The organism is Methylomicrobium lacus (assembly GCF_041897535.1).
Lineage (GTDB): Bacteria > Pseudomonadota > Gammaproteobacteria > Methylococcales > Methylomonadaceae > Methylomicrobium > Methylomicrobium lacus_A.
The window spans coordinates 4,172,940-4,198,997 of record NZ_CP169217.1 but is presented as its reverse complement, the minus strand read 5'-3'; the positions used below and the strand labels follow the sequence as shown (position 1 = coordinate 4,198,997).

The window sequence follows — 26,058 nt, the reverse complement described above, 5'->3', positions numbered from 1 at the left end:
GCGCGAATCGTTTGTACGAAGCCGCGATTAAAGCCCCCTGGCGTAGTCTTTGGAATGAAACGTCATTTTGGGGCGCTTTACTTGTAGAACTAGATTAGACAATACTTCAGTAACGATTTCAAGGAATTTTGCTCATCCCCTGCGGGAGCATTGGCGATTCGCTATTAACTGTTTGACTTTACAGGAAGTAGGTTTCAGGAAAGGTACCGCCATGGGGCAACACCGCCGTCAAAGCCGCAGGACGCGCCTGCGGATTTGACGGCGCAAGGCTCGACTATCTAACGAAATGCAGCTTCTGACCGAGCATGTCCGGCGTGACCAGCACGATGCCGCCGGGGCTGACATGGTACTTCTTCGCGTCTTCGGCCAGATTCTCGCCGATCACGGTGCCCTCCGGAATCTCGCAGCCCTTTTCGATGATCGCGCGCTTGATCCGGCAGTTGCGGCCGATATTCGCTTGCGGCAGCACGATGCAGTTTTCGAGCGTGGTAAACGAATTGACGCGCACGTTCGAGAACAGCAAGGAATGCCGCACCGAGGCGCCGGAGATGATGCAGCCGCCGGACACCATCGAATCGACCGCATAGCCGCGCCGGTTGTCGTCATCGAAGACGAATTTGGCCGGCGGCGTTTGATCCTGATAGGTCCAGATCGGCCAGGACTGATCGTACAGGTTCAAATCGGGCTTGACCCCGATCAGCTCCATGTTCGCCTCGAAATAGGCGTCGATCGTGCCGACGTCGCGCCAGTAGCTTTGCAGGCCGCTCTGCATGTCCAGGAACGGATACGCATTGACCAGATATTTGTCGATCACCGACGGAATGATGTCCTTGCCGAAATCGTGACTGGTATTCGGTGTATCCGCGTCCTTGATCAATTGTTCGAACAGAAAGCGCGCATTGAACACATAGATGCCCATCGACGCCAGCGCGGTGTCGGTCCGGCCGGGCATCACCGGCGGGTTTTCCGGTTTTTCGACAAAGGCGCGCACCCTGCGGTTTTCATCGACGCCCATCACGCCGAACGCGGTCGCCTCTTGCAGCGACACTTCGATACAGCCGATCGTCAGATCGGCGTTGCGGGCCACGTGGTCCGCGATCATCGCGGCGTAATCCATCTTGTAAATATGATCGCCGGCCAGAACCAGAACGTAATCGGGATTGCGCGCGCGCAGGATATCGATGTTCTGGAATACCGCGTCCGCCGTCCCCTTATACCAGGAGTCTTCGCTATGCCGTTGCTGGGCAGGCATGATATGCACGTATTCGCCGAATTCGCCATTCATAAAGCCCCAGCCCAATTGCAAATGCCGTATCAGTGAGTCGGCCTTGTACTGCGTCAGAATTCCGATCTTGCGGATGCCCGAATTGACACAATTGGATAACGGGAAATCGATGATCCTAAACTTGCCGCCGAAAGGCACCGCCGGTTTCGCACGCCAGTCCGTCATGTTCATCAATCGTGAACCCCGGCCCCCCGCCAAAATCAAAGCGATTGTATTACGTGTTAAATGACTCACTAAATGGTCTGGCATTACATTCTCCTCGATAGATATAGATTCACATCTATTGTCGTGTTTGGTAACATTCACTGCAAATTTATTTTACTCTAATTGAGGCGAAATCCAGTGACAAAACGTTCGAAGACACCGCAAGATACCGATGCACTGAAGACTCTGCACAATCCAGCCGCCGATCAGGCGCCCTCGAGCGTGGAAGCCGAGCCCAGCAATTCCCTAGAAAAACAGAAGGTTAAAAAAGCCTCATCTTCGAAACCCGAACCAACTGCATCCGCCTCCAAAGCGCCCGCCCCCGCCCGCCAGACAATCGCCGAAACCGGCGCCGCGCCGGAAGCCAGGGCAGAGGAATATCCGGCGCTCGACGACGAGCACCTGAAGATCGCGAACGCCCGCCATCATGACCCCTTCTCGATTCTGGGACGCCATCCCAAGAACGGCGGCGTCGAAGTCAAGGTATTCATGCCGTATGCCGAATCGGTCCAGTTCAGCCATAACGGCAAGGCACTCGAACGCATTCCCGGTTCCGATTTCTTCGTCTATCAGGCCAAGGAAGATGACCTGCCCGCGCATTACCGTCTGGCCTGGAAAGACAAGAACGGCTACAGCCACGAAAATTTCGATGCGTATGATTTCGGCACGCAGACGCCCGAATTCGACCTGCATCTGTTCGGCGAAGGCAAGCACTGGCATGTCTATCAGAAACTCGGCGCGCACCTGCATCAGGTCGACGGCATCAGCGGCGTGCAATTCGCGGTATGGGCGCCGAATGCGGGCCGGGTCAGCGTAGTCGGCGATTTCAACCGCTGGGATGGCCGTTGCCACCCGATGCGCAGCCTCGGCGGCAGCGGCGTTTGGGAGATTTTCATCCCGGACCTGAAGGCCGGCAGCCTGTACAAGTTTGAAATCCTGAACCGCAACAGCAACGAGATCCTGGTCAAGACCGACCCTTACGGCCAATATTTCGAATTCCGCCCGAATACCTCGTCGATCGTGATCAAGGAAAAGTCCTATCAATGGAAGGACCATCAATGGATGATGCAGCGCGCGAATCATAACTGGCTGCATGAACCGATGGCCATTTACGAGGTGCATCTGGGTTCCTGGCGCCGCGACAATCAGGGCAATTTCCTGAGCTACCGGCAGTTGGCCGTGCAACTGGTCGATTATGTGAAGCAGTTGGGCTTCACGCATATCGAGTTGCTGCCGATCACCGAACACCCGCTCGATCTGTCCTGGGGCTATCAGACCACCGGTTATTTCGCCCCGACCAGCCGCCACGGCTCGCCGGACGATTTCCGTTTCTTCATCGACACCTGCCACCAGAACGACATCGGCGTGATCCTGGACTGGGTGCCCGCGCACTTTCCGAAAGACAGCTTCGCCTTGGCCCGCTTCGACGGCAGCGCGCTGTACGAGCATGAAGACCCGCGCAAGGGCGAACACCGCGACTGGGGCACGCTGATCTATAACTACGGCCGCAACGAAGTCAAAAACTTCCTGCTCGCGAGCGCGATCTACTGGCTGGAGGAATTCCATCTCGACGGCCTGCGCGTCGACGCGGTCGCCTCGATGCTGTACCTGGATTATTCGCGCGAACATAACGACTGGATTCCGAACATGTACGGCGGCAACGAGAATCTGGAGGCGATCGATTTTCTGCGCGAACTGAATGCGGTGACGCATCAGCAGCATCCCGGCACGGTGATGATGGCCGAGGAATCGACCGCGTGGCCGCAGGTGACGCGTCCGACCTGGGCCGGCGGCCTCGGTTTCTCGATGAAATGGAACATGGGCTGGATGCACGACATCCTTTCCTATATGAGCAAGGACCCGATCCACCGGATGCATCACCACGATCAGTTGACCTTCGGCCTGCTCTACGCGTTTACCGAAAACTTCGTGCTGCCTTTCTCGCATGACGAGGTCGTGCACGGCAAGGGCGCGCTGGTCAACAAGATGCCGGGCGACGAATGGCAGCGCTTCGCGAACCTGCGCCTGTTGTTGACCTTCATGTTCACCTATCCGGGCAAGAAGCTGTTGTTCATGGGCTGCGAATTCGGCCAGGGCACCGAATGGAGCGTCAGCCGGGCGCTGGACTGGTACGTGCTCGACTACGCGCATCACCGCGGCCTGCAAACCCTGGTCAAGGATTTGAACCATCTGTACAAGACCCACCCGGCGCTGTTCAAGCACGACTTCGAACATCACGGCTTCGAATGGATCGACTGCCATGACATTCAGCAATCGATCATCAGCTACCGACGCAAGAGCGAGATGGAAGACCTGATCATCGTGCTGAACTTTACGCCGGTGCCGCGCGAACATTACCGGATCGGCGTGCCGAACGAAGGCCTCTACAGCGAAATTTTCAATTCCGATTCGCAATATTACGACGGCAGCAACATGGGCAATGCCGCAGTGATGTCGGAGCCGACGCCGTGGATGAATCTGCCGCACTCGCTCACTTTAACCCTGCCTCCGTTAGGCGCACTGATTCTGAAGCAATAATCGGCCCATGAAAAAAATTCTCTTTGTGACCAGCGAAGCGCACCCGTTGATCAAAACGGGCGGCCTCGCGGACGTATCGGGCAGTTTGCCCAAGGCCTTGGCGGAATTGTCGCAGGACATCCGCATCTTGATCCCTTATTACCAGGCGCTCAAAACCTTCGGCAACGTGCGCTTCGTCTGTTCGTTGCGGGTCGACAACCGCAATGTGAACATCCTCGAAACCCGAATGCCGGAAAGCAATATTCTGGTCTGGCTGGTCGATTATCCGGCCTTTTTCAATTACCCGGGCAATCCCTACGTCGACGAGCAAGGCAATGCCTGGCCGAACAACGCCGAACGCTTCGCCTTGTTCTGCCGGGTCGCGGTCGAGGTCGCGATGGATAGGGTTTATCAGGACTGGCGTCCCGATGTCGTGCATTGCAACGACTGGCAAAGCGCGCTGGTACCGGCGTTTTTGTCGCTCGAACACGACCGCCCGAAGACCGTGTTCACGATCCACAACCTGGCCTATCAGGGCCTGTTTCCGGCCGACACCGCGGCGACGCTGAACCTGCCGGGCCAATTGCTGCACCCGGAAGGACTCGAGTTCCACAGCCTGTTGTCCTTCATCAAGGGCGGCCTGGTCTATAGCGACCGGATCACGACCGTCAGTCCGACCTATGCGCTCGAAATCCAGACGCCGGACTTCGGCTACGGCCTCGAAGGGCTGCTGACGCATCGGAACCCTGTGCTGAGCGGCATCATTAACGGCATCGACATGGAACAATGGAATCCGGAAGGCGATACGCTGATCGCGCGCAACTACACTGCGGCAACGCTGTCCGCCAAGAAGACGAACAAAACCGAATTGCAGAAACGCTTCTCGCTGCCGGTCACCGATCAGATTCCGTTGTTCGGCCTGATCGGGCGCCTGGTCGAACAAAAAGGCATCGACATGATCCTGGATTCTCTGGATGAGATACTGGGGATGCCGCTGCAGATCGTGCTGCTCGGCAGCGGCGAAAAAAGCATGGAAAGGAAGCTGATGAATTATGCGCAGTTGTATCCCGAGAAGATCGCGGTCACGATAGGCTATGACGAAGCCCTCGCGCATCTGATCGAGGCCGGCTCGGATGTGTTTTTGATGCCGTCGCGCTTCGAGCCCTGCGGCTTGAACCAAATGTACAGCCAGCGTTACGGCACCCTGCCCCTGGTCAGACGGACCGGCGGCCTGGCCGATACGGTCGTCGATGCGGTGCCGCAGACCCTCGCCGACAACTCCGCGACCGGCTTCGTCTTCAACGAGGCTTCGGCGGGTTCGTTGCTCGAAGCGGTCAAGCGCGCGGCGATCCTGTACGACAACAGCAAGGCCTGGAAACAGATGCAGATCAACGGCATGAACAAGGATTTTTCCTGGGAGCGAAGCGCCAAACACTATCTGGATTTGTATCAAAATCTGTAACGGAATGACGGCGTTCCCGCCTGCCGTGCGGAAACGCCGTCCGCAATGCTCCGGCCAATGTCGGCATGGCGCACCTCACGACATATCCGCCCTCCTGTCATCGGCATCCCAACCCGGCCACATCACATGAATGAAATCCAACTGCAATACGTCGAAAACGTGATCACGCGCAAAAAACGCGGCGTACAGCAGCATCTGACGTTTTTGATGGCGATCGAAAACCTGAGCTTCCACAAGCAGGTCGACGTGCTCTGGGCGGGCGAGGACGGCGCCTGGCATACCCTGCCCGCCCGCTTTCACGGCAAGCTCGGGCAAAACCGGGAATACTGGCAGGCCCATATCCAGTTTCAACTGACCGCCCTGCAATCGCTGCCGGGCAATGTGACCTTCTGTTTGCGCTACCGCGCCGAGGAAGTCGAATACTGGGACAACAATCAAGGCCGGAATTATAGCAGCCAGGCCGACTCCGGCATCGACGTGCCGAGCCGCCAACCGGTGCAGGTGGTCGGCTTCAGCAGCGCGATGCCGGAAAGCCGCAAATACACGCCGGTCACGGTCGCGATCGACCAGGCGCTGGCCGCCGAAAAAGTCACCGTGCACTGGACGACCGACAATTGGCGCCACACCCATCAAACCGCCTGCCATTTCAAACGCACCTATTGGGACAAGGAGTTGCAGAGCAACGCCCGCAACCCGAATCAATACGGCAGGGAGCTCTGGAAAGGCTGGCTGAAGACCGGTTCTGCGTTCCGCCTGCACTATACCGTCGCCGCCGAAAGCCAGGGCAAGGTTTACTGGGACAACAACCACGGCAACAATTATGCGGCGAGCCGCAAGCCGCTGAAGATTCTGATCCTGAATCTGCATTGCTATCAGGAAGACAACCAGGATGCGAAATTTTCGAAAATCGCCGAGGCGATCGACGAACTCGACGTCGACATCGTGTGTTTTCAGGAAGTCGCGGAACTCTGGAACGACGGCCGCGGCGACTGGCCAAGCAATTCCGCGAACATCATCAACGGCCGGCTCAAAAAACCGTATCATTTATATACCGACTGGTCGCATCTGGGCTTTGACAAATACCGAGAGGGCGTCGCGATCTTGAGCCGCCTCCCGCTGCTGCATCAGGAATCGCGCTATGTGTCGGACAGCCACGACCCTTACGACATCCACGCCCGCAAGGTCGTGATGGCGCAAGTCGAAGCGCCGCACATCGGGCGGCTGAACGTTTTCTCCGCGCATCTGAGCTGGTGGGAAGACGGCTTTCAAAGCCAGTTCAACCGGCTGCGCGAATGGGCCGGCAGTAAGCGGAGCCAAGCCGTCGTCGGCACCCTGCTCTGCGGCGATTTCAACATTGCCGCAGGCTCCAAGGGCTACCGCCATGTGATCGACACGAAAGAATACGAAGACCAGTTCTTGTCTGCGAATGCGCACGGCGCCTTCGAAAAGATCTTCCGGGTCAACGATCCCTACTGGAGCAACTACCTGGCCGACGACTACCGGATCGATTATATCTTCATGAACAAAGACAGCGGCTTGTTCGTGACCTCCGGCCGCGTGCTGTTCACGCCCGAGGATTACGGCCAGGTGTCCGACCATTGCGGCTATCTGATGACTTTCGAACCCCACTAAGGCACATTTCCCGAGTACCGAAAAACCTATGCCAAACCACAGCATTCACTGGCTTGATAGATTGATGGAGAACCTTGATGCATATCGCTGAACATTACGCCATGCCCGTCCATGGCGATCTGGGCGGCTTTTTTGCGCGCGCGAACGACTTCGGCGACACCTTTTACATCCGCTGGGGCAAGATCGAATTCGATGTGCATTACGGCGTGCAGGCCAATGTCAAGGTGATCCTGAAGGTCTACCGCGACCACAACGTGCGCGAGACCTATATCGTCGATACCGATCCTTACGACATTCACTGGGACCGTCACAAACGGCGGACGCGCGATTTTTACATCCATCCGCAATCGAGCAATTTCGGCCCGATCAACTGCGTCAAGTTCTCGTTCATCGTGCATCTGGACGAACATTCGATCGCCTCGCAGAACGATTACATCTTCATGGATGGCCATCAATTGCAGGACGAACAGCCGAAATACCGGCGCATCACCTCGGAATGGGCGACCCAGAACACCTACCGCACCTATGAGCTGAACGCGGGCGAATTGCAGAGCGACGTCGACTGGTACAATCATCATTTCGACTCGCTCAGGCTGACGCCGAAGTTCACCAAGGGCCTGCTCTATCATCCGTACCATCCGAAGCGCTTCATCCACGATCATATCGACAAGGTGATCCGCGGCAGATACGAGAATCCGAACCGTCTGAGCACGATCAAGGTCAGCGTCGACTGCATCGACGACAGCGACTTCGTGACCCATCTGATCCATGCGCATCAGCAGGGCGTCTGTGTGCAATGCATCGTGGACTGGCGCAAGATGACCTTGACCAACAGCCAGAACTACGCCCGGCTGAAGCGTTCCGGCATCGAACTGGTCGGCGTGTTCTGCACGACCAAGCATCATCTGATCGAAGTCGAGCCGGACATGCACACCAAATTCGTGATCTTCAACGACGAGGACTGCATCCTCGGCTCGTTCAACATCACCTTCGACCGCTGGTGGGCGAACTGGGAATCGGGCATGACCTTCCATTCGCGCGGCGTCTGCCGTTTGCTCGACAACGTATTCCAGAGCCAGCGCGGCGGCGTGATCCAGAAATACGGCATCGATCCGCTCAGCCAGTTCAACCTGCTCTACACCTTCGGCCGCCACACGATGCTGAACGGCCGCATTTACAAGCCCCATCATGCGATCCTGGGTGAAATCAACCGCGCCCGCCATTCGATCAAATGCAGCCTGTTCCTGATCGGCGACCTGGTGGGCGACCATCACGACAGCGTGGTCGATGCGCTGATCAATGCGCATCACCGCGGCGTCTACGTGCATATCCTGTTCAACGGCCATCTGGCGCGCGAAGGCCGCATCGGCGTCGAACGCAGCATGGCCGAGGAACTCAGCCGGCCGCTGTTGCCGTCGGTGCAGCGCCTGAAGAACGCCGGCATTCCGGTCGGCCTGGTCTATGGCCAGGACGATCACAAGGTCCCCTACTCGCCGATCCATTCGAAATATTGCGTGATCGACGATGCGATCGTGATCGAAGGCAGTTTCAACTGGTACAACACCTCGGTGTTCTCGCACGATCTGGTCGTGATCGCAAACAACCGCGAGGTGGCCGGGCCGTATCTGTATGAATTCGATGAAATACAGCGGTCGTTCAGGGTGTTTTATTAAAAACCAGGAGGGGCGCATCGCGCCCCTTTTCGATGCCGAAACACCCGACATTCTTGGTTACCGAAAGAGCGCTTAATCCAGGCTAAATGCGTCCACTCTGCATGATTGTTAAAATGCTCCAATGGTGATGGACGCGAATTAGGCCGCAGACTTGCTCAAGACGTTTTGGCGGTGTGTTTTTTGTTAGCATAAAACGGTCGCTATCCATGATTGAATAGCGTAGCGCTTGGTTTAGCAGGTTGTTAGGGTGGTGTTATACACCGATAACAGAAATTTAATATACACCTGGATAGGTGTCTACTTTACGTTAGGTTGGTAAATACTCATCCCGTACCTACTCGAACTCACAGAAGGTACGGGATGCATAACCTACATGACTTAGTGGTATACATATTTGAGATTGGATATGAAAAAAATAATTGTCGCTAAATCCGCTCTGGTGGTGGTTTTGTCTTCGGGTCTTATTGGATGTACCACTGTAAAAATAAATGCTCATAATAGAACAGATCAAAATCTTGATGTTGTTGTTTATAAGGCAGGCGAAGAAGGCAAGCCACCAATACAGACAAAGAAGGTAAATAAAAACTCAAATGTTGTTGATATTGATATGGGTTCATATTTTTGGGGGACAAATATATATGCCGTTCTCGCACTGCCTGGCGGAGGGTTTAAAGACCAGCAAAATAGTGTGGTTCGGTCAAGCCCTAACCCAACTGTACTAGAATTAAGTGCAGATCAAAAAGACTGGCCATCACCTCTGGCTCTTACCAATCCAGACACGATTCTTACAAGATTATATGATGCTAATGGTGAGCCATCTCCTGATCCTGATGCTGAAAACTTTGTAAAACAATGGTTGGGAGGAATTTATGAAGCAACAAAGGACAATAAATACCTTGTGAAGTTTTACGCTAAAGACGTTAGAGATGCATTAGGATTACTTGAACCAGATTGTGGGGTTTTCGGGAGTGCCGCGGGGTATGTTAAAAAAGAAATCATCACAGATTCGAGCACAAAGGGAGATGTAAAAGCGAATCTCCCGCTGGCAGTTCAATCCGAGTTTTCAGCAAGCTTGAATTCTAACCAAACATACAAGTACGACCTTTTTTTTCAAAACGTCAAAAGCTTGCTTGCCCCTATTTCTCCAGCTATTCTTTTGGATAATCTTGACAAAACCGAAAAAGGAAGATTAATAGCCGACCGAGTTAAACAAATGATAGCCTCCGGTAGAAAAATGGTGCTACTGAGTTCTGCGACATTAGTGAAACCAAAAGGCGGAAAATGTGATGGGAATGGTGTCATCAGCGTACAATCTTATAAAGCAAAATCAATAGGCTTTGCTACAAGTTTAAAGGCAGCAGACTACGCAACTATTGATGCTGGTTTTAAATGGGAAAGCGCTGATAGCAAGAAATTCGATGCTGTTGGTGTTGTTCTTGATACAACGTATGTACCAATAGAGGTCTTTTCGCCTAAGCTTCCCAATTTGGCAACAGACGAAGTTGCTGAGAAATTGCAGGAAGGCACGATTAAACCCGCTAATACTGAGTTAAAACCTGCCGATAATTCGATAAAAGTGGAAGGTGGAGCTATTATTCAGCCGCCACAATAATTGTGATTATACACGGTAAAATGCGGCGATGAACGAACCGCATCAATCGCGTAATACCTGAGATGTTCAAGTTCGATGGGCAGCATTTCAGCTATACCTACATGGCGCTGCGCCTCAGCGATGACGCCTAACCCCTCCGTCAAGGGGGCGTCCTGCGGCAAGCCACAGGACGCCCATTACGTCGAACGTTATGCAGCACGAACACCCCATCACCTCGGAGTGATCCATGTCAGTTGAAGATAGAACAATGCACACATCGCGAACCTTGCCGTTCTCCCCAATGGTGATCTATGGTGCGTTTGCATCGCCAGATCTTCTGGCCCTGTGGTGGGGACCAGATGGCTTTACCAACACCTTTGAGGTCTTCGAGTTCAAGGTTGGCGGCAAATGGAAATTCGTCATGCACGGCCCAGACGGAAAGAACTATCCAAACGAAAGCGTGTTTGCTCAACTTGAACCGGGCAGCAAGGTCGTTATTGAGCATGTATGTGCTCCGTACTTTACGCTCACCGTTAAGTTCGCTCCGGTGGCGGATGGAACCCAAGTGAGTTGGGAGCAGGTCTTCGCGGACGCCAAGACTGCTCAGGCCGTCAAGAGTATCGTCGTACCAGCCAACGAACAGAACCTTGATCGAATGACTCAGGTGCTCACTAACGCAAATGCCGCCTAACCCATCCATCAAGCGGGACGCGCAAAGCTAGCACCTTATTTAAAACGTTAGGCATTTATGAGCACGGTCATCACAAACGAACAATACGTCGCATCCGTGCGAGTCCGTAGGGCTACGGGCTATTTCTTTGCTTTGCCCGGTTTGACTTCGATGTTGGTTGCCGACATCGTATAGTCCACGGTTACCTTGGCGCCTTTTTGCAGATCACCTTTGATCTGCGTGTTGGCGTCTTTGGCGATTTCCCATTTTTCCTTGCCTTTCTGTATGACTATGGCGCTTTCCGAAATGTCTACCACTGGGCCAGTCACTTGGTAGGTCTTGCCAGCGAATGATGGAGCGGTAACGAACAGAGCGATGATGAATCCAAGCATTTTTTTCATGGGACTAACCTCTCGTTTTTCGTAGTTGCGGAAGAATAACGGTATCATCCTGTCCGTAATCGTGCAACCGAATTTCTGAACAGGGGCAAGTATTGCAATCAACTGTCTTTGGCTAAATCGAAAGGCAGGCATGCATTCCACTGCCGCCATTCAAGTCCGAATCATTGAGGTCCGCAATTTGGCCGGATCTTGCCTATCAGCAAGCAAAACCATCCTTCATGACATCAAGTTTTTAAAAATCGTTAAAAGCATCATACCCGGGTTAATTCAAAGAATTATTATTTTATTCTGATCGATCACTTCGCCTATGACCCGCGCCTTAGAAACGCCATTTTGGTATAGGGCCTGCAGACAGTCTTCTGCCTGATCAGGCGGGACTGAAAACAATAGGCCGCCACTCGTTTGTGGATCGAAAAGCGCGGGAAAGCGTTGATTGTTCACCTCGGCGCTGAGTACGGTACTTAAAGACTCATAGTTTGCTTGCGCAATCGATGCGTAATAGCCTCTTTCAAACAACTCACAAACGCCATCGAATAAAGGAATGGACTGATAGTCGATTTTGACACCCAAGCCGTTGCCGCTATTTTTCCCCATCATTTCGAACGCATGGCCTAATAAGCCAAATCCCGTAATATCGGTGCAACCGGAAACGGCAAAGCGTTTGCTGATTTCCATCGCTGTTTTGTTGGATTGCAGCATGCTGGACAGCGCCTCATCCACCCGTTTGCCGTTCGCCTGGGCCAGCATATTGGCGGCAAAGATCGCGCCGGTGCCGATCGGTTTGGTCAATATCAAGCGGTTTCCGGGTTGAGTAAGCCGCTTTCTTAGCACCCGCTCCGGCGCGACTTCGCCCTGAACGGCAATGGCAATGGCGAGTTCCGCGCCTTCGCCGGTGTGGCCGCCCACAAGAGAGACGGCGCTTCGGGTCAAAATGTCCAGGACGCCGGACATTACCTGAGAAACATCTTCCTGCTGAATTTTCCTATTCGCGGGGCTGAGTGTCAGGCCGACTTGCGCGGTCCTGGCAACGCCGCCCATCGCGTAGATGTCGCTCAAGGCATGCTGGGTCGCAATTTGGCCCAGTAAAAAAGGGTCCGAAATGAACGAGCGGAATTGATCGATACTCTGCAGGCACAGGGTATGCTCGGAAAACCGGGTCAACGCGCAGTCTTCGCCATCCTTCACGCCCAGCAGAACCGAATCATCTTGGGGAATATCAAGTTTATTCAGGCTTAGCGTTAAGGTGGAAGCCGCCAATTTGCTGCCGCAGCCGCCGCAGGTGTTGCTTTCCCAATCTTCGGGCACCAACGTGCTGAGAGGCTGCGGCATGACTTTTTTGAAATCATGCGGCTTGGTGTTAAACGTCCTGGCCTGAAAACGCTTCATGAAGCGCCTGTCGATCCCGTCCTTGACCGTCCACAGCAGTGAAGGCCACATCCAGCGGAGGATCGACGGGCTGTCCTGATGCACCAGGGCTTTGCGCTCGCCTATCGTGATTAAAGACAGCACGTTTTTCTTCGGATGAAAGGTCTTGAACGCGGATTTTCCGCTGAAATAAGCGCGGATATTGTGTTCGAGCACCCGCCCTTGGCGGACCGCATAAACGCCCGCTTTTTTCAAGGGAGACGGCGAGAAATGGATGCAATCGCCGGCAGCAAACAGATCGTGCGCATTTTGAACCAGTAGATTCCCGGTGACTTTGACGAAACCGTCCACGTTCACCGGAAGCCCCGAGCGTTCGAACCAAAGCGGCGCAGCGGCCTGGGTGGCCGTCAGTATTCGGAAAAAGCCTTGCGTATAAACAGTCCCTCGATCATCTTTGAGCACCAGGCCGTTTTCTTGCGTTTTAAGCGCCTGGGTGTTGTGCAAGACCTTGATGTCCAGCGCTTTGAGCGTTTCTGAGAGTTTTTTCTGGGCGCGACGGTCTTTTGCCGAAACCAGAAATTCGTGCCGGTGAATCAGGCTCACCTTGGCATTCCAGCCGTTTTGATCGATCAGCATTTTCAGGATGATGGCGATTTCAACGCCTGCGGCGCCGGCGCCGACCACGGCGATCGGTAGCGCCTCGCCGCCTTGATAAGCCTTCAGGTCGGCGAGCAGGCGCTCCCAATGCCTGATAAATCTGGAAATCGGTTTCAGCGGGATCTGCTTTAAAGCCGCCTCGGGCGAGGTGTAAGCGATGCTTTCAGGCTCGATGCCCACGTTGATCGACGCGCAGTCGTAACCGATCTCCGCCCTACCCTCCAACTGGATTTTTTTTGTTTGCGGGTCGATCCCGATGATCTTGGCTTTGATGAAACGCTGGCCGAGTTCCTCGCAGAGGCGTCTCAAATCGAAATGACAGTCTTCGTACGAATAATAGCCCGCCAGATAGCCGGGTATCATCCCCGAATAAGGCGAATGCGTTTGATCGGAGACCAACGTGATCCGAAGACCGCCTATCGGCTTCATCGACAGCATTTTCAAGACCTGAATATTGGCATGCCCGCCGCCAAGCAAAACCAGGTCCGAAACGACCGGCGTCGCGTTAGGATTCATGTTGCAGATCCGTCAAAAAATCCAAACAATCCTGCCATGATCCTCTGAACAACGTCTTCCGCGCTTTCAAAGACAGCGCATGAACATAGAGCTTGTCGTAATAGTGCGTCAGCAAGCGTTCAATCCAATCGAGATAGGCGTCGGTGCCGCCTGCATCCAGCGCATCGAACTGAAACGACTGGCTCAGCCGATGCTTAATGTGATCGCATTCCAGGCCACCCAGCTTATTTCTAATCCGTTCAACATTTCTGGCGAAACTGTTCTCCAAAGCGGACAGCGGCATGCCCTTCGCGGCAGGCGCCTGGATGTATTCCTGAAAGATTTCCAATGCCCGCATCCGGGCGGGCGTTTCGATCATCACCATCGGCGATGAAGCCATGCGGGCATAAAACGAGTCAGGCACATGGCAGCGGCCGATATTGGGGCTTTCGTCCTCCAGCACGAAGCGATCGGCAACCCGGTAAAGCGCTTGCGCCAGTTTGTTTTCGAACGTCGCCTGCTCGGGCTGGCGTTCGCCAAAATAGGAGCCGAAAGCGCTGCCCCGATGACGGGCCAGCGCCTCAAGATCGACCGTGTGTCGGAGCCGATGCAGCAGGCGGGTTTTGCCGGCCCCTGTCATGCCGGAAAGCACGACGAAAGGCGCGGGATTTTCAATCGCCTTCAGCGCCTCATGTCTTAAACCTTTGTAGCCGGAGTCGACGCGAATCACCTCGCACCCATTTTGATAAACCCACTCTTGAGCCAGGCGGGACCTCAGCCCACCGCGCCAACAAAAAATTAAGGCCGGTTGCTGGGGATGGCTTTCGATCGACTCGCACCATTGCTGAATCATCCGCTCTTTGTAAGCGCCGCTGACCAGTTGATGCCCCAGCGCCTTTGCCGCTTCGGAGCCTTCGGTTTTATAGGTCAGCCCCACAGCATGACGATGGGCGTCCGAAAGGATCGGCCTATTTACCGTGTGTTCAAAATGCGCCTTCTGATACTCTCCCTCCGACCTGACATCAATGACAGCCGCTTGCGGGGTTGTGCTAAGCCGTCTAAAAGCCTCGGCAGCGGGCATGGTAGGGTGTTTGTTCATAGCTTATCGATTAGAGACAGGGAATTTTCATGGGGGGCAATATTACTCCCTATGCAATGGAAATGCTCCCCAATACCCCAGGATCTTCTTTTTTCACCCGCCGATTATCGCGCCAGCGGGATGCTCGCGACAATAGCCATCCCATGTTGCGGCCGGGTGTCGATGCCGAACTCTCCTCCCAAACTTTGGATACGCTCCTTCATCCCCAGCAGGCCGAAGCCGCTTTTGATGTTGCCGTCGGCGCAGCCCTGGCCGTTGTCGCGCACCTCCAGCCTGAGCCGTTCCTCGGGAGCCTGCTCGATTTGCAGCGCGATCGAGGCCTGAGTAGCTTCCGCATGACGCACAATATTGGTCAGGCATTCCTGCACGACCCGGAAAATCTGAATGGTGATTTTCTGATTGAGTTCATCCACGCGATCCGGGCAGTCGAGGCTCAGGTGCAATTCCGGATGCCTGGAAGCCCAATGCCCCATCAAGTCCTCGATCGCCGCCTTCAGACCGAGTTCGGTCAAGACCAGGGGATGCAGCTGGTGCATCATCGAACGCACCACGGTCATCAGATGATCGGAGATGCTCACGATCGCCTCGGTAGTTTGCTGGATGTCGGCTTTTTGGTGCGCCGCGGTGACCGCCATCACCTTGATCGCGGTCAGCGACTGCCCCAATTCATCGTGCAGTTCCTGAGCCAGCCGTTGTCGTTCGTCTTCCTGTATTTCCAAGGAATGCTGGGTCAAGGCGCGGTTTTGCTGCTGCGCCTTGTTCAACTCGTCGGTCATGTGATTGATCGCCTTCGCGATGCTGTCATATTCGAGGGTCGAAAACTCCGGCAGCTTTTGCAGGTAGCGCCCTTTTTCGATGTTCTCCAACGCATTCACAATCACTGCGATCGAGTTGAAGGCATTGCTGAAAGCGAAATGCACCGCCAGAAAAGTCAGCAGCGTCAGCACCGACAGCGAGATGAAAAACGCGACGCTCTCCCCCCAGACCTCGGTGATTTCATCGAGCGGATTGGCCTGTATCAGCAAGGTAAATTGCTTGCCGTCCGCGGTCGCGATCGGCTGTTCGGTTTGACTGTGTTTGCCGCCGACCAGGGCGATGAACCATTGCGGCGGCAGTTCCTCGCCTGCAGCGCCCGGCGCGTTGTGCATCACGTTCAACATTTGGCCGGAGGGCGTTTGCAGTTGAATATGCAGGTGTCGCGTTTCTTTTAAGGAATTGATGCCGCGCAGCCAGTCGGCCTCGTTGAACTGCGTTTGCGAAAAGCCGAAGCGAATCAGTTGCGCCGCCAAATTAACCGAGGCATCGATCTCCTCATTGACCGCCTGCCGCGCCTGCCAGACCGCGATGCTGCCGCCGAGCAACAAAATACACACGGACGCAAACAGGATCCTGATATTGATTTGATGACGTAAGCTCATTATTTCCCATAAAACCGTTAACTCGATAACCCCATCTTACCAAAGAACGGCAACCCATAGCATGGCCGCCGGCGGAGGCTGAATTCGGCGGCCTCCGCTGTGCGAATCCGCGATTCCCTCGCGATTTGCCATCTTTTTGTTTTCTCCGGAAGGCGCATTGTGTATGATAAAAGCCAATCGTTCGGGTTTGCTGACCAATCCATTCCCCCTCTTGCAGAGCACAAAGGATTGTGAATTCCAAAACAATAACTTACCAATTCATTGCAAGATTATTCGGCAAACCATCGGACAATCATTTGATTTCGCTTCAACCCAGACAGCAGACGCTCGCGTCTTTGGGAAACTCCGGCCAATCACACCGCTACCCGCATCGTTTCGTCAGGGTTGCCGAGTGGATTGGATCGAGGCATTAAAACAATAACAACCGTCCTCCCGCTTTTTCTTTCGGAACCTCCGTTTCCGCCTGCTGCCGTCATACAGCGAAGTTTCGACCGGTTTTTTAACTACCCTCACCACCGACTTATGGAAACCAACATTCCTCCCCATGCCCACGACCATCCGCTCAAAGGCATCAACCTGATCAGTTTTTCGACCTCGATCAAGCTGCTGTTCAGCGGCTATCTGACGACCGTTGCGGTCGGCTATCTGATGGCCTTGACTCAGATCCTGTTTACGCACGGCATGGCCGACGGCCAGTTCGGCCTGTCGTTCGACGACATTGTGTATAGCTACTACGGCGACCGTTCGAGCTCCACGCTGGAAGGTAAATTGAACGGCTCGATGAAGGCCAACGCGCCGGACGAAGACCGTTTCCGCATCATCCAATGGGTTCGGGACGGCGCGAAGGAGCAAGAATACACGGTCTACATCAAGCCGATCATCGACGACCACTGCGTGATGTGCCACAACGCCGACGCCGGCGGGCTGCCCGATTTCAGCACTTACGAGAACCTGAAAAAATACACGGATACCAACACCGGCGCGACCTTTGAAGCGCTGGTCCGGGTCTCGCACATCCACATTTTCGGGATCAGCTTCATCTTCATGTTCGTCGGCCTGATTTTCAGCTTCAGCACCGGGGTCAACAAGCAGTACAAATATGCGGCGATCGTGATGCCGTACATATTCCTCTTGGTCGACATTTTCTCCTGGTGGCTGACCAAACTTTCTCCGCACTTCGCAATCTTTGTGATTCTGGCCGGCGCGGGAATGGGCCTGTCGTTCGCCTACATGTGGTGCGTGTCGATGTACCAGATGTGGATACTGGGGCCGGTGAAGCACCAGGAAGACAGCCGGAATGCGCTGCTGCGCGATTAGGTAACCGCCCCTGCGCGGCAACATTCCTTTCACCTTGAGCTTGCCGAATCCTTCCAGGCGCCGGCAAGCTCGACCTCAGCGCACGGCTCGCACGGAGCCGGTTAAAGCCTTCGGAAACCTGCTATAATGGCCCGATTTTTGACTCGGCGCGGATGCTGAAACCCGCATGCGCGCGCACTGACCCGACTCCGCCGAATCCATGACCAACGTTAACACCGAAAAACTTTCCAGCGCCCGTTTTGCCGAGGCGACCGATGCCTTTGTCGAAGTCTTTACCGCTTCGATCGATTTCGACAAACGCATGGCCGAGCAGGATATCCAAGGCTCGATCGCGCATGCGAAAATGCTCGCGAAGACCGGCATCTTGACCGGCGACGAGTGCGCGGCGATCGAGAAGGGCCTGACCCAGATCGCCGGCGAAATCCAAAGCGGCGAGTTTACCTGGTCGATCAAGCAGGAAGACGTGCACATGAACATCGAGGCGCGGCTGACCGATCTGATCGGCATCGCCGGCAAGAAGCTGCATACCGGCCGTTCGCGCAACGATCAGGTCGCAACCGACATCCGCCTGTACCTGCGCAGCGAAGTCGGCCAGATCGAACGGCAACTGACCCGCCTGCAAACCGCGATTTTGAATCTGGCCGAGCAGCATGCGGACACGATCATGCCCGGCTTCACGCATTTGCAGGTCGCCCAGCCGATCACCTTCGGCCACCATCTGATGGCCTGGTTCGAGATGCTGCAACGCGACCGCGAACGCCTTCAGGACTGCCTGAAGCGGATCAACATCATGCCGCTGGGCGCTGCGGCCCTGGCCGGCACCAGCTATCCGATAGACCGTTCGGTTACCGCCGAACTGCTCGGCTTCAGCCGGCCGTCGGCCAATTCGCTCGATTCGGTCAGCGACCGCGACTTCGCGATCGAATTCACCGCCGCGGCGAGCCTGATCATGATGCATTTGTCGCGCTTCTCCGAGGAGTTGATTCTCTGGTCCAGCGCCCAGTTCAACTTCATCGAAATCCCGGACGCCTTCTGCACCGGCTCGTCGATCATGCCGCAAAAGAAAAATCCGGACGTGCCGGAGCTGGTGCGCGGCAAATCGGGACGGGTGACCGGGCATCTGGTGTCGTTGTTGATGCTGATGAAGAGCCAGCCGCTCGCTTACAACAAGGACAATCAGGAAGACAAGGAACCTCTTTTCGATACGGTCGATACGGTGATCAACTGCCTGCGCGCCTATGCGGACATGGTGCCGCACATCCAGGCCAAGAAGGACAACATGTATCAGTCAGCGAAAAAAGGCTTTGCGACCGCGACCGACCTGGCCGATTATCTGGTCCGCAAAGGCATGGCGTTCCGCGACGCGCATGAGGTGGTCGGCCTGGCGGTGCGTCTCGGCTTGACGACCGGGCGCGATCTGTCCGAACTGACTCTGGCCGAATTGCAACAGTTTTCGCCGCTGATCGGCGCCGAGGTATTCGATTCGCTGACGCTGGAAGGCTCGGTCGCCGCCCGCAAACACCTGGGCGGCACCGCGCCGGATACGGTCAGGCAAGCGATTCAGACGGCCCGCAAAGTTTTGGCCAGCTCCTGAAACTTCCTGAAGGGCAGGCGTTCGTCGTCTCTGTTTCGAACGAAATGCATCCGAGCGCGAAGCGCCTGCCCCATCCAAGCAGAAACACACCTTGTACTATACTGGGAAGGAAACATTATCCCAGGCTTAATTCGTGCCCAATCAACTTCCCCCCATACAGCTAGGCGCCCCCGGAGAAGAGATCAGTTTCAGAGACCTTTGGACCCTTTCCAAACGCTTTAAAAAACTGCACCAACTCAAGCGGGAGAGCATTCGGCACATTTTGAATAGCGGCCAGCGCCAGTTTCTGGATGCGTTGCCGCTGATTCTGCACATGAACCATCCGGCATTGCCGGGCTTTATCTCCACGGCAACGCCCGCGGGTATTTTTTCGTATCAGCCCGACAAACGGGCCATCAACGCCGCTCGGCAAATCAACCGCAGCTTTAATCTTCAGCCGCAAAGACGCCACCATCACCCAGCGGCGATCGATGGGCTATTTTTGATGGGCAGCGTCGGCAGCATCGCCTTTACCAAAGCCAGCGATATCGATATCTGGTTATGCCACAGGGCCGATCTGCCGCAAGCGGCACTCGACGAACTGCAAAAGAAAGTCCAAGCCCTGGAGGATTGGGCCGCGTCGCTGCAACTGGAAGTACACTTTTTCCTGATCAACAGCGAACAATTTCTGCTCGACCAGAAAACGCCGGTTTCCGCCGACAGCAGCGGCGAAACCCAGCATTATCTATTGCTCGAAGAATTCTACCGAACCTCGATCTATGTCGCCGGCAAGATCCTGGCCTGGTGGCTGGTTCCCCCGGAATACGAGAACGACTATCAAGGCTATCTCGCGCATTTGCTGGAGCGCCGGTTTGTGAACGCAAACCAGATTCTCGATCTGGGCGGCCTCGCGCATGTCCCCGCCGGTGAATTCATCAGCGCGACGCAATGGCATATCTATAAGGCATTGAATTCACCCTACAAATCCTTGCTGAAGCTGTCGCTGCTGGAATGCTATGCGAGCGAGTATCCCTATATCAACTGGCTGTGCGTCGCCATCAAGCGTGCGGTTTATCAAGGCAAATTGACCGGCCTCGAGATCGACCCTTATGTGCTGATCTACCGCAAATTGGAAGACTATCTGCTCAAGGCGCAGAGCCACGAAAGACTGGCGATGATTCGGCGGATCATTTGCCTCAAGGTGACCGAAGCGTCGGGCGATCATCGGCAAATCGGCCCGCTTTCGCCTTACGAGAATTATTTTCGCGAGATGTCCGCCAGCTGGCAGTGGCCGAACAATCCGCTCGATGCGCCATGCGATCGAAATTCATGGGATATTGAAACATTACTGGCCGAAAATGCGGCGATCGTCGAGCAATTGGCGCATTGTCATAATAAAATCATCCGTTTTTCGCACGAGCATATCGATCCTGATTTTCAGGAATGCAACGACATGAAGTTGCTCGGCAGAAAACTTATCGCTTTTTTTGAAAAAAGGCAAGGCAAGATCGAAATTACCACGACACGGGGATACGGGCTGCCGATCAGGCGTAGCCTGTCGATCGTCGAAAGTCAGTCCGCCACAGGCGGGAGCGAATGGGGTTTGTTTGTCGATCACAACAACGTCCAGGATACGGCTCTTCGGACACCGCTCTATCGCCGCCCGACGCTGATCGAAATGTTGTGCTGGCTAAGCGTCAACGGTTTTTATCGTCCACGCGCGCCGATTCAATGCAGGGTCAAATCGTACAATCTGACGCCGATCGAGCTGAACACGGTCCTGGATCGCTTGGACAAGTTTTTCAAACGCCATTTCGATTCTTCGGATTCGCTCGGCAATTACGAAGGCGATAACGGCTTAACGCACTCGCTGTTGCTGATCAATCTCGGCCAAGGACTCCCGGACGCGGAAGCCGGTCCCTATGTGCTCAGCCCCAGGAACAACCCGTTGAGCCATGGCGCGCGGCGTGCATGCCTGGTGCGAACGATAGACCGGGTTTCGATCAGCCATTGGAATGAAGTGTTGACCAGCCACGAGGATGGCATCGAAGGCCTGCTCAATTGCCTGATCGGCATTATCAACGACACACGGCATCCCGTGGCGGCCGGTTGCCTGGCGGCCATCTGCCAAACACCGGGACAGGCCGATAACATTATCCGGCGCATCGAACAGTTGTTCGAGGCGCTGCTCGCACTCCATCGCGATGAAGCGGACAATCCGGCGCCCCGTTACGTGCTCGCGGGCGGCGAACGCTATTTCATTGTTTCGAAAAAAGATTCCAGTTTACAATACCAGCCTTGCGCCGACGAAGGCCAATTAATCAAAGCGCTGTCCTTGCCGCAAGCACTTTACGGATCGGTCGCTTTCGATGCCGAGGTATTGGCAGAAACTCCGATTCCGGCGATTTACCGGGAAAACCGGCCGTTCACCGTGCAGTGCTTCTTTCACCGGGAAGCCATCAGCATCAGGGTCTATATCTTGGATGAGCAGGGCGTGCTCTACAATCGCCAATATCAGGACTCCAGCTTGAGCCCGCTCGTGCGCGAGTATGCGCGTTTTTTGACCGCCGTTTCATCCCGAAAGCCGACATCAGCAACCGCGATCGAATTTTTTGAACTTAAAAAAAATGCTGCGGGGGGGTGGTCGTGTGTCACGCTCTCTTACCCTCTGCCTCGGGAGCAAGATCGCAACGAGGGTGAATTGCCACCTTCGGCGCATGGCGTTATCAATGCGGCAAATCCACAAATGCTGCCTCTTCTCGAATGCCAGGAAAATCTAGAAGCGCGGTCTGACGACGCCAATTGAGTCGCCTAAGGGCGGTCGTATAGCCGCCCTATGTAAAGACTTACTTATTGGCCGCTTTCAGATGGTCGACCGCCTCCTCGGCGGCTTTCGTCGCGATCGGTTCATGGCCGGCACCCTTCTTGCCGTGTTCGATTGCGACTTCCAACGACTTGATCGACGCATCGATGTGGGTTTTGGCTTCGCCTTTTGCAATATCCGAAGCCGCATGCGCATGTTTCAACGCTTCCGTGGCATGGTCCACCAGCATGGACGCGTGTCCGGCCTCCCCATGCATCACCGCCTGATTGGCGTGTTCCAAAGCCGCTGCCGCGTGTTCCTCCGCGACGACAACAGAGGCAGAACCCAGCAGCAGCAATAAACCCGCACCTAACAACGCAATTTTGTTCATTTTTATCTCCTAAATTCGAAAAATGATCCGCTTGCCGGACATGCGTCAACGGCTGCGCCAACCTATTCACTACCTCCACTTCTGCGATGAAGTGTAGGCATAAGACACGGCTGAAAATTGTCAGTTCCGGCGAAGCTGTTTAAACTTCAGTTTTCGTCACCCCGCATCCCGATTCCATGCCTCCAAAGACCGCCTGGCAACAGGCCTCCATCATCATCCTGCTCTGGAGCCTGACATTTTGGGCCTGCGGCCTTATGCTCGCCCCGCCAGCACTCGATCGGGATCAAGGCGAGGCTTCTTATCCGATCGAGCATGCGCTTGCGCACTTGCGGCATATCGCCGCCAAACCGCATCCGGTGGGCTCCAGGTCGCATGATGAAGTCGCCGCTTACTTGCTGGAACAAATCGAAGCGCTCGGTTACCGGGCCGAGGTGCAGGAAACGATCGCTTCCGCGCGCTTTGATACACCGGAACCGTCCGTAAAGGCCGCGCGGATCAAGAACATCATGGTGCGTGTGGCGGGTAAAGAGAGCCGGGGCGCGGTGCTGGTCGCGGCGCATTATGATTCGGCCGAGACCTCGCCCGGAGCGGCGGACGACGGCGCGGCGGTCGCCTCGATGCTGGAAGCGTTGCGTCTCTTGAAACATCACCCTCACGCCAAAAACGACCTGATCTTTCTGTTCTCCGATGCCGAAGAGTTGGGCCTCTTGGGCAGCCGCGCATTTGTCGAGCGGCATCCGTGGGCAAAGGATTGCAGGCTGGCGCTCAATTTCGAGGCGCGCGGCAACGGCGGCGTGCTCTTGATGTTTGAAACCAGCGACCGCAATGCCCGGCTGGTCGAGCATTACGCGCGCGCCGCAGTCCATCCGGTCGCTTCCTCGCTGATGTTTTCGATCTATAAAAAACTGCTGCAGAACGACACCGACTTCAGCGTCTTCCGGGAAGCCGGCATCGCCGGGATGAACTTTGCGTTCCTCGAAGGCTGGACCGATTATCATACGGCGCTCGACAACCTGGAACGGCTGGACCCGCGCACGCTGGCCCTGCTAGGCGAAAACCTGCTGCAACTGGTCCGGCACTTTGCCGATGCCGATCTGAAAAACCTGGATCAGGACGGCGACATCGGCTATTTCAACCTGCCTTTCGGAAAATTATTGCTGTTTTCCCTGGATGATCATCTTCCGCTGCTGAGCGCCGGCGCGGCGCTCCTGTTGTTTGCCCTGCTCGCGATGGCCGGCGGTTATGACCGCCGATTGGGCATACGGCAATATCTTCTGCAAACGGTGATTTTCCTGCTGCTGACCGGACTGATGACGGGCATCAATTTCGCCTTCCATGCCGCGGTCATGCGCCTTTATCCCAATTACCGCTGGCTGCAGGAGCCTTATAATGCGGCGCTCTACTTTTTCGCGGCATGCTGCCTGACCGTCGCCGGATTGACGCTGCTGCACAGGGGACTCTCACGATGGATTCAGCCGCGCGAATTTTCGGCGGGCGCCCTCAGCCTCTGGCTAACGGCGAGCATCTATCTGGCCCTCGCATTTCCTGGCGGCGTATTTTTTGCATTGGTTCCGGCGCTGGCCATGCTCGCCGATTGGGCATTCCGCCTAGTCTGGCCCGGCATGCGGACCCTCTTCATCACCGGCGCCTGCTCGGCGGCCGTTTTACTGATCGTCATGCCGACGCTGTATCTGGGCCATCATGCCCTCGGCTTTCATGCCGATTGGCTGTTGATGATAGTCGCCGTGTTGACTCTGGGCCTGATCGCCCCTGCCCTGGACATCCTGAATCGCGCGCTCGGCTGGAGCCTGCCGGCCGGTTTCCTCGCGGCCGCTGGCCTGTTGCTGATTCAGGCCGACCGCGCATCCGATTTCAACCGGGATCGCCCCAAACCCAACAGCATCGTTTATGCCTGGGACGGCGCGACCGATACGGCAAGATGGCTCAGCTACGATGCCGAAGCGGATGACTGGACCCGCCAATTTCTAAGCGCCGAACCCGAGATCAGCACGGCCGGAATTTTTGCTGATTTCGTGCCGGTGCGGCGCCTGTTGGCGCGAGAAACCCAGCCGGTCCCGCTTGCGGCACCCGAAGTCCGCGTCGTGGAGCAACGCAGCGCCGAGGGAAAAAATTATCTCGGCATCCATGTTCGTTCGCGGCGCGCTGCCCCGACGATCCGCTTGAATGCCGACAACATGGCGGCTGCGGCTCAAATTTATGCGAACAAGCAATTGATTTATCAGAACCCTCGTGCGGACTCGCCGATTCAGTACATCGAATTCCAGGCTCTGCCGGCTGAAGGCATCACGTTGACCTTTGTGCTGCCGGCAGATTTGCGCATGAAAATGGTGGAAATTATCGAAATTCGCCCCGATCTTGGCGAAATTTGGCAGAAAAGCTTCAAATCACGCCCCGAAAATAGCATCCCGATGCGCTCGTCGTCGGCCATGCCGGTCGATGCGGTCATTTTGCGGCAGTCGTATCGGCTCTGAATCGCCCCTCGGCAACAGCCTTTCTTATGTCGGCCAAAATCGCCATAACCATTATTTTTCAATGGTTTAAAAAATATTCATCAAATAAAACAGAGGCTTAAAAAAAAGCCAAGCATAAACTTTTTGCTTTGGCAAATACGCGGCAAAAGTTTGCACCTGCCGTGATTATGCGTTAAGCTTCAAAACGTCACCAACACCAGCGAGTCTGTTATTAACTTTTTTTTCCTTATTTTTCCGGCAATTGTCATGACCTTTTGCCTGATATTGCCGTTCAATCCCGGGTTTGCCAAGCGGTGTGGCGCTGACGGCAATTTAACCCGTAAATAACAAGAGGCCGAATATGCGAACTCAAATCTTGCTAAAACGCGCTTACCACGATACCGTCACCATCCCGTTGCTGTTTTTGATCGGCGCCGGGTTAACCCATCAACCCTCGCGGGCTGCCGTGCCGCCCATGAAATTCGATCCGAGCGATTCGCACGAATTTCAGCAGGAAGCCGCCAACACCGATCCGAACAATCTAAAAATCAAGGCGCTGTCCGGCTACATCAAGGAACGTTTCAAAATTTCCGAACACAAGGCGGCGACGATCGTCTCCGAGGCGTTTCGGCACGGATTGCAACAAGGCCTGCAACCTGAATTGATCCTGGCCGTGATTGCGGTCGAGTCCAGATTCAAGGAAAAAGCGGTCAGTCCGGCCGGCGCGCGCGGACTGATGCAGGTTCTGGCCCGCGCCCATCCGAAGAAAGTCAAAAATCTCGGAGGCTTGCCCGCCTTGTATGATCCGCGCAAAAACATCAAGCTCGGCACCCATATCCTGGCGCAATACAAGGATGTCAGCAACGGCAATATCCGCCGCACCTTGTTGCGCTATAACGGCAGCCTGGGCAAATCAAAATCACGCTATCCCGACAAGGTGATGCGCGTCTACAAGCAGATGAAATCGACGGCCCGCCTGACCGAGCAATTGCAATTGGCGCAGGCCAACCGAACGACTCTCCAGCAGTAACCTG

At 55.2% G+C, this 26,058-nt stretch carries 18 protein-coding genes; 12 read left to right on the top strand and 6 right to left on the bottom strand.

Annotated features, from left to right (window positions below; translation table 11 throughout):
- Positions 1 to 274: 274 nt before the first annotated feature.
- Positions 275 to 1,534 carry a glucose-1-phosphate adenylyltransferase gene (gene glgC / locus ACEPPP_RS18815; RefSeq protein WP_374088892.1) on the bottom strand — a complete coding sequence of 420 codons (1,260 nt, stop codon included), beginning with the start codon at positions 1,532 to 1,534 and terminating at the stop codon, positions 275 to 277.
- A 93-nt stretch (positions 1,535 to 1,627) separates the two neighbouring features.
- Between glgC and glgB the strand changes: the two genes are divergently transcribed.
- From glgB to ACEPPP_RS18785, 6 genes are all read left to right on the top strand, one after another.
- Complete coding sequence (gene glgB / locus ACEPPP_RS18810) at positions 1,628 to 4,027, top strand: 1,4-alpha-glucan branching protein GlgB (RefSeq protein ID WP_374088891.1); 2,400 nt, start codon at positions 1,628 to 1,630, stop codon at positions 4,025 to 4,027.
- 7 nt (positions 4,028 to 4,034) lie between these two features.
- Positions 4,035 to 5,468, top strand: coding sequence for a glycogen synthase GlgA (gene glgA / locus ACEPPP_RS18805; protein WP_374088890.1), 1,434 nt, complete (start codon positions 4,035 to 4,037; stop codon positions 5,466 to 5,468).
- 126 nt (positions 5,469 to 5,594) lie between these two features.
- Positions 5,595 to 7,100, top strand: a complete 1,506-nt coding sequence (locus ACEPPP_RS18800) for an endonuclease/exonuclease/phosphatase family protein (RefSeq protein WP_374088889.1) — start codon at positions 5,595 to 5,597, stop codon at positions 7,098 to 7,100.
- Between the two features lie 77 nt (positions 7,101 to 7,177).
- Positions 7,178 to 8,773 (top strand): phosphatidylserine/phosphatidylglycerophosphate/cardiolipin synthase family protein, encoded by a 1,596-nt coding sequence (locus tag ACEPPP_RS18795; protein ID WP_374088888.1) that lies wholly within the window; start codon positions 7,178 to 7,180, stop codon positions 8,771 to 8,773.
- A gap of 406 nt (positions 8,774 to 9,179) precedes the next feature.
- On the top strand, positions 9,180 to 10,385 hold the full coding sequence (locus tag ACEPPP_RS18790; protein ID WP_374088887.1) for a hypothetical protein: 1,206 nt from the start codon (positions 9,180 to 9,182) through the stop codon (positions 10,383 to 10,385).
- Positions 10,386 to 10,611: 226 nt separating this feature from the next.
- Positions 10,612 to 11,055 carry an SRPBCC domain-containing protein gene (locus tag ACEPPP_RS18785; protein ID WP_374088886.1) on the top strand — a complete coding sequence of 148 codons (444 nt, stop codon included), beginning with the start codon at positions 10,612 to 10,614 and terminating at the stop codon, positions 11,053 to 11,055.
- Positions 11,056 to 11,174: 119 nt separating this feature from the next.
- On the opposite strand, the gene ACEPPP_RS18780 is transcribed toward ACEPPP_RS18785, so the two are convergent.
- The 4 genes from ACEPPP_RS18780 to ACEPPP_RS18765 all read right to left on the bottom strand — a co-directional run bounded on the left by ACEPPP_RS18780 (position 11,175) and on the right by ACEPPP_RS18765 (position 16,469).
- Positions 11,175 to 11,435, bottom strand: a complete 261-nt coding sequence (locus ACEPPP_RS18780; RefSeq protein ID WP_374088885.1) for a hypothetical protein — start codon at positions 11,433 to 11,435, stop codon at positions 11,175 to 11,177.
- A 267-nt stretch (positions 11,436 to 11,702) separates the two neighbouring features.
- Complete coding sequence (gene selD / locus ACEPPP_RS18775) at positions 11,703 to 13,973, bottom strand: selenide, water dikinase SelD (protein WP_374088884.1); 2,271 nt, start codon at positions 13,971 to 13,973, stop codon at positions 11,703 to 11,705.
- Positions 13,963 to 15,051, bottom strand: a complete 1,089-nt coding sequence (mnmH, locus tag ACEPPP_RS18770) for a tRNA 2-selenouridine(34) synthase MnmH (protein ID WP_374088883.1) — start codon at positions 15,049 to 15,051, stop codon at positions 13,963 to 13,965. Before mnmH ends, selD begins: the two co-directional genes overlap by 11 nt.
- 104 nt (positions 15,052 to 15,155) lie before the next feature.
- On the bottom strand, positions 15,156 to 16,469 hold the full coding sequence (locus ACEPPP_RS18765) for an ATP-binding protein (RefSeq protein ID WP_374088882.1): 1,314 nt from the start codon (positions 16,467 to 16,469) through the stop codon (positions 15,156 to 15,158).
- Positions 16,470 to 16,632: 163 nt separating this feature from the next.
- Here ACEPPP_RS18765 and ACEPPP_RS18760 point away from each other — a divergent pair, with 163 nt between their 5' ends.
- The 4 genes from ACEPPP_RS18760 to ACEPPP_RS18745 all read left to right on the top strand — a co-directional run bounded on the left by ACEPPP_RS18760 (position 16,633) and on the right by ACEPPP_RS18745 (position 22,165).
- On the top strand, positions 16,633 to 16,890 hold the full coding sequence (locus tag ACEPPP_RS18760; protein WP_374088881.1) for a hypothetical protein: 258 nt from the start codon (positions 16,633 to 16,635) through the stop codon (positions 16,888 to 16,890).
- Positions 16,891 to 16,991: 101 nt separating this feature from the next.
- Positions 16,992 to 17,786 carry an elongation factor-1 alpha gene (locus tag ACEPPP_RS18755; protein WP_374088880.1) on the top strand — a complete coding sequence of 265 codons (795 nt, stop codon included), beginning with the start codon at positions 16,992 to 16,994 and terminating at the stop codon, positions 17,784 to 17,786.
- A 199-nt stretch (positions 17,787 to 17,985) separates the two neighbouring features.
- Positions 17,986 to 19,380 (top strand): argininosuccinate lyase, encoded by a 1,395-nt coding sequence (gene argH, locus ACEPPP_RS18750; protein ID WP_374088879.1) that lies wholly within the window; start codon positions 17,986 to 17,988, stop codon positions 19,378 to 19,380.
- A gap of 133 nt (positions 19,381 to 19,513) precedes the next feature.
- The gene (locus tag ACEPPP_RS18745) at positions 19,514 to 22,165 is read left to right on the top strand and encodes a class I adenylate cyclase (protein ID WP_374088878.1); all 2,652 of its coding nucleotides are present in this window, start codon (positions 19,514 to 19,516) and stop codon (positions 22,163 to 22,165) included.
- A gap of 40 nt (positions 22,166 to 22,205) precedes the next feature.
- On the opposite strand, the gene smbP is transcribed toward ACEPPP_RS18745, so the two are convergent.
- Positions 22,206 to 22,553 carry a small metal-binding protein SmbP gene (gene smbP / locus ACEPPP_RS18740; RefSeq protein WP_024297006.1) on the bottom strand — a complete coding sequence of 116 codons (348 nt, stop codon included), beginning with the start codon at positions 22,551 to 22,553 and terminating at the stop codon, positions 22,206 to 22,208.
- A gap of 176 nt (positions 22,554 to 22,729) precedes the next feature.
- Here smbP and ACEPPP_RS18735 point away from each other — a divergent pair, with 176 nt between their 5' ends.
- Both ACEPPP_RS18735 and ACEPPP_RS18730 read left to right on the top strand, forming a co-directional pair.
- Positions 22,730 to 25,045, top strand: coding sequence for a M20/M25/M40 family metallo-hydrolase (locus ACEPPP_RS18735; RefSeq protein WP_374088877.1), 2,316 nt, complete (start codon positions 22,730 to 22,732; stop codon positions 25,043 to 25,045).
- 340 nt (positions 25,046 to 25,385) lie between these two features.
- Positions 25,386 to 26,054 carry a lytic transglycosylase domain-containing protein gene (locus ACEPPP_RS18730; RefSeq protein WP_374088876.1) on the top strand — a complete coding sequence of 223 codons (669 nt, stop codon included), beginning with the start codon at positions 25,386 to 25,388 and terminating at the stop codon, positions 26,052 to 26,054.
- Positions 26,055 to 26,058: the final 4 nt, after the last annotated feature.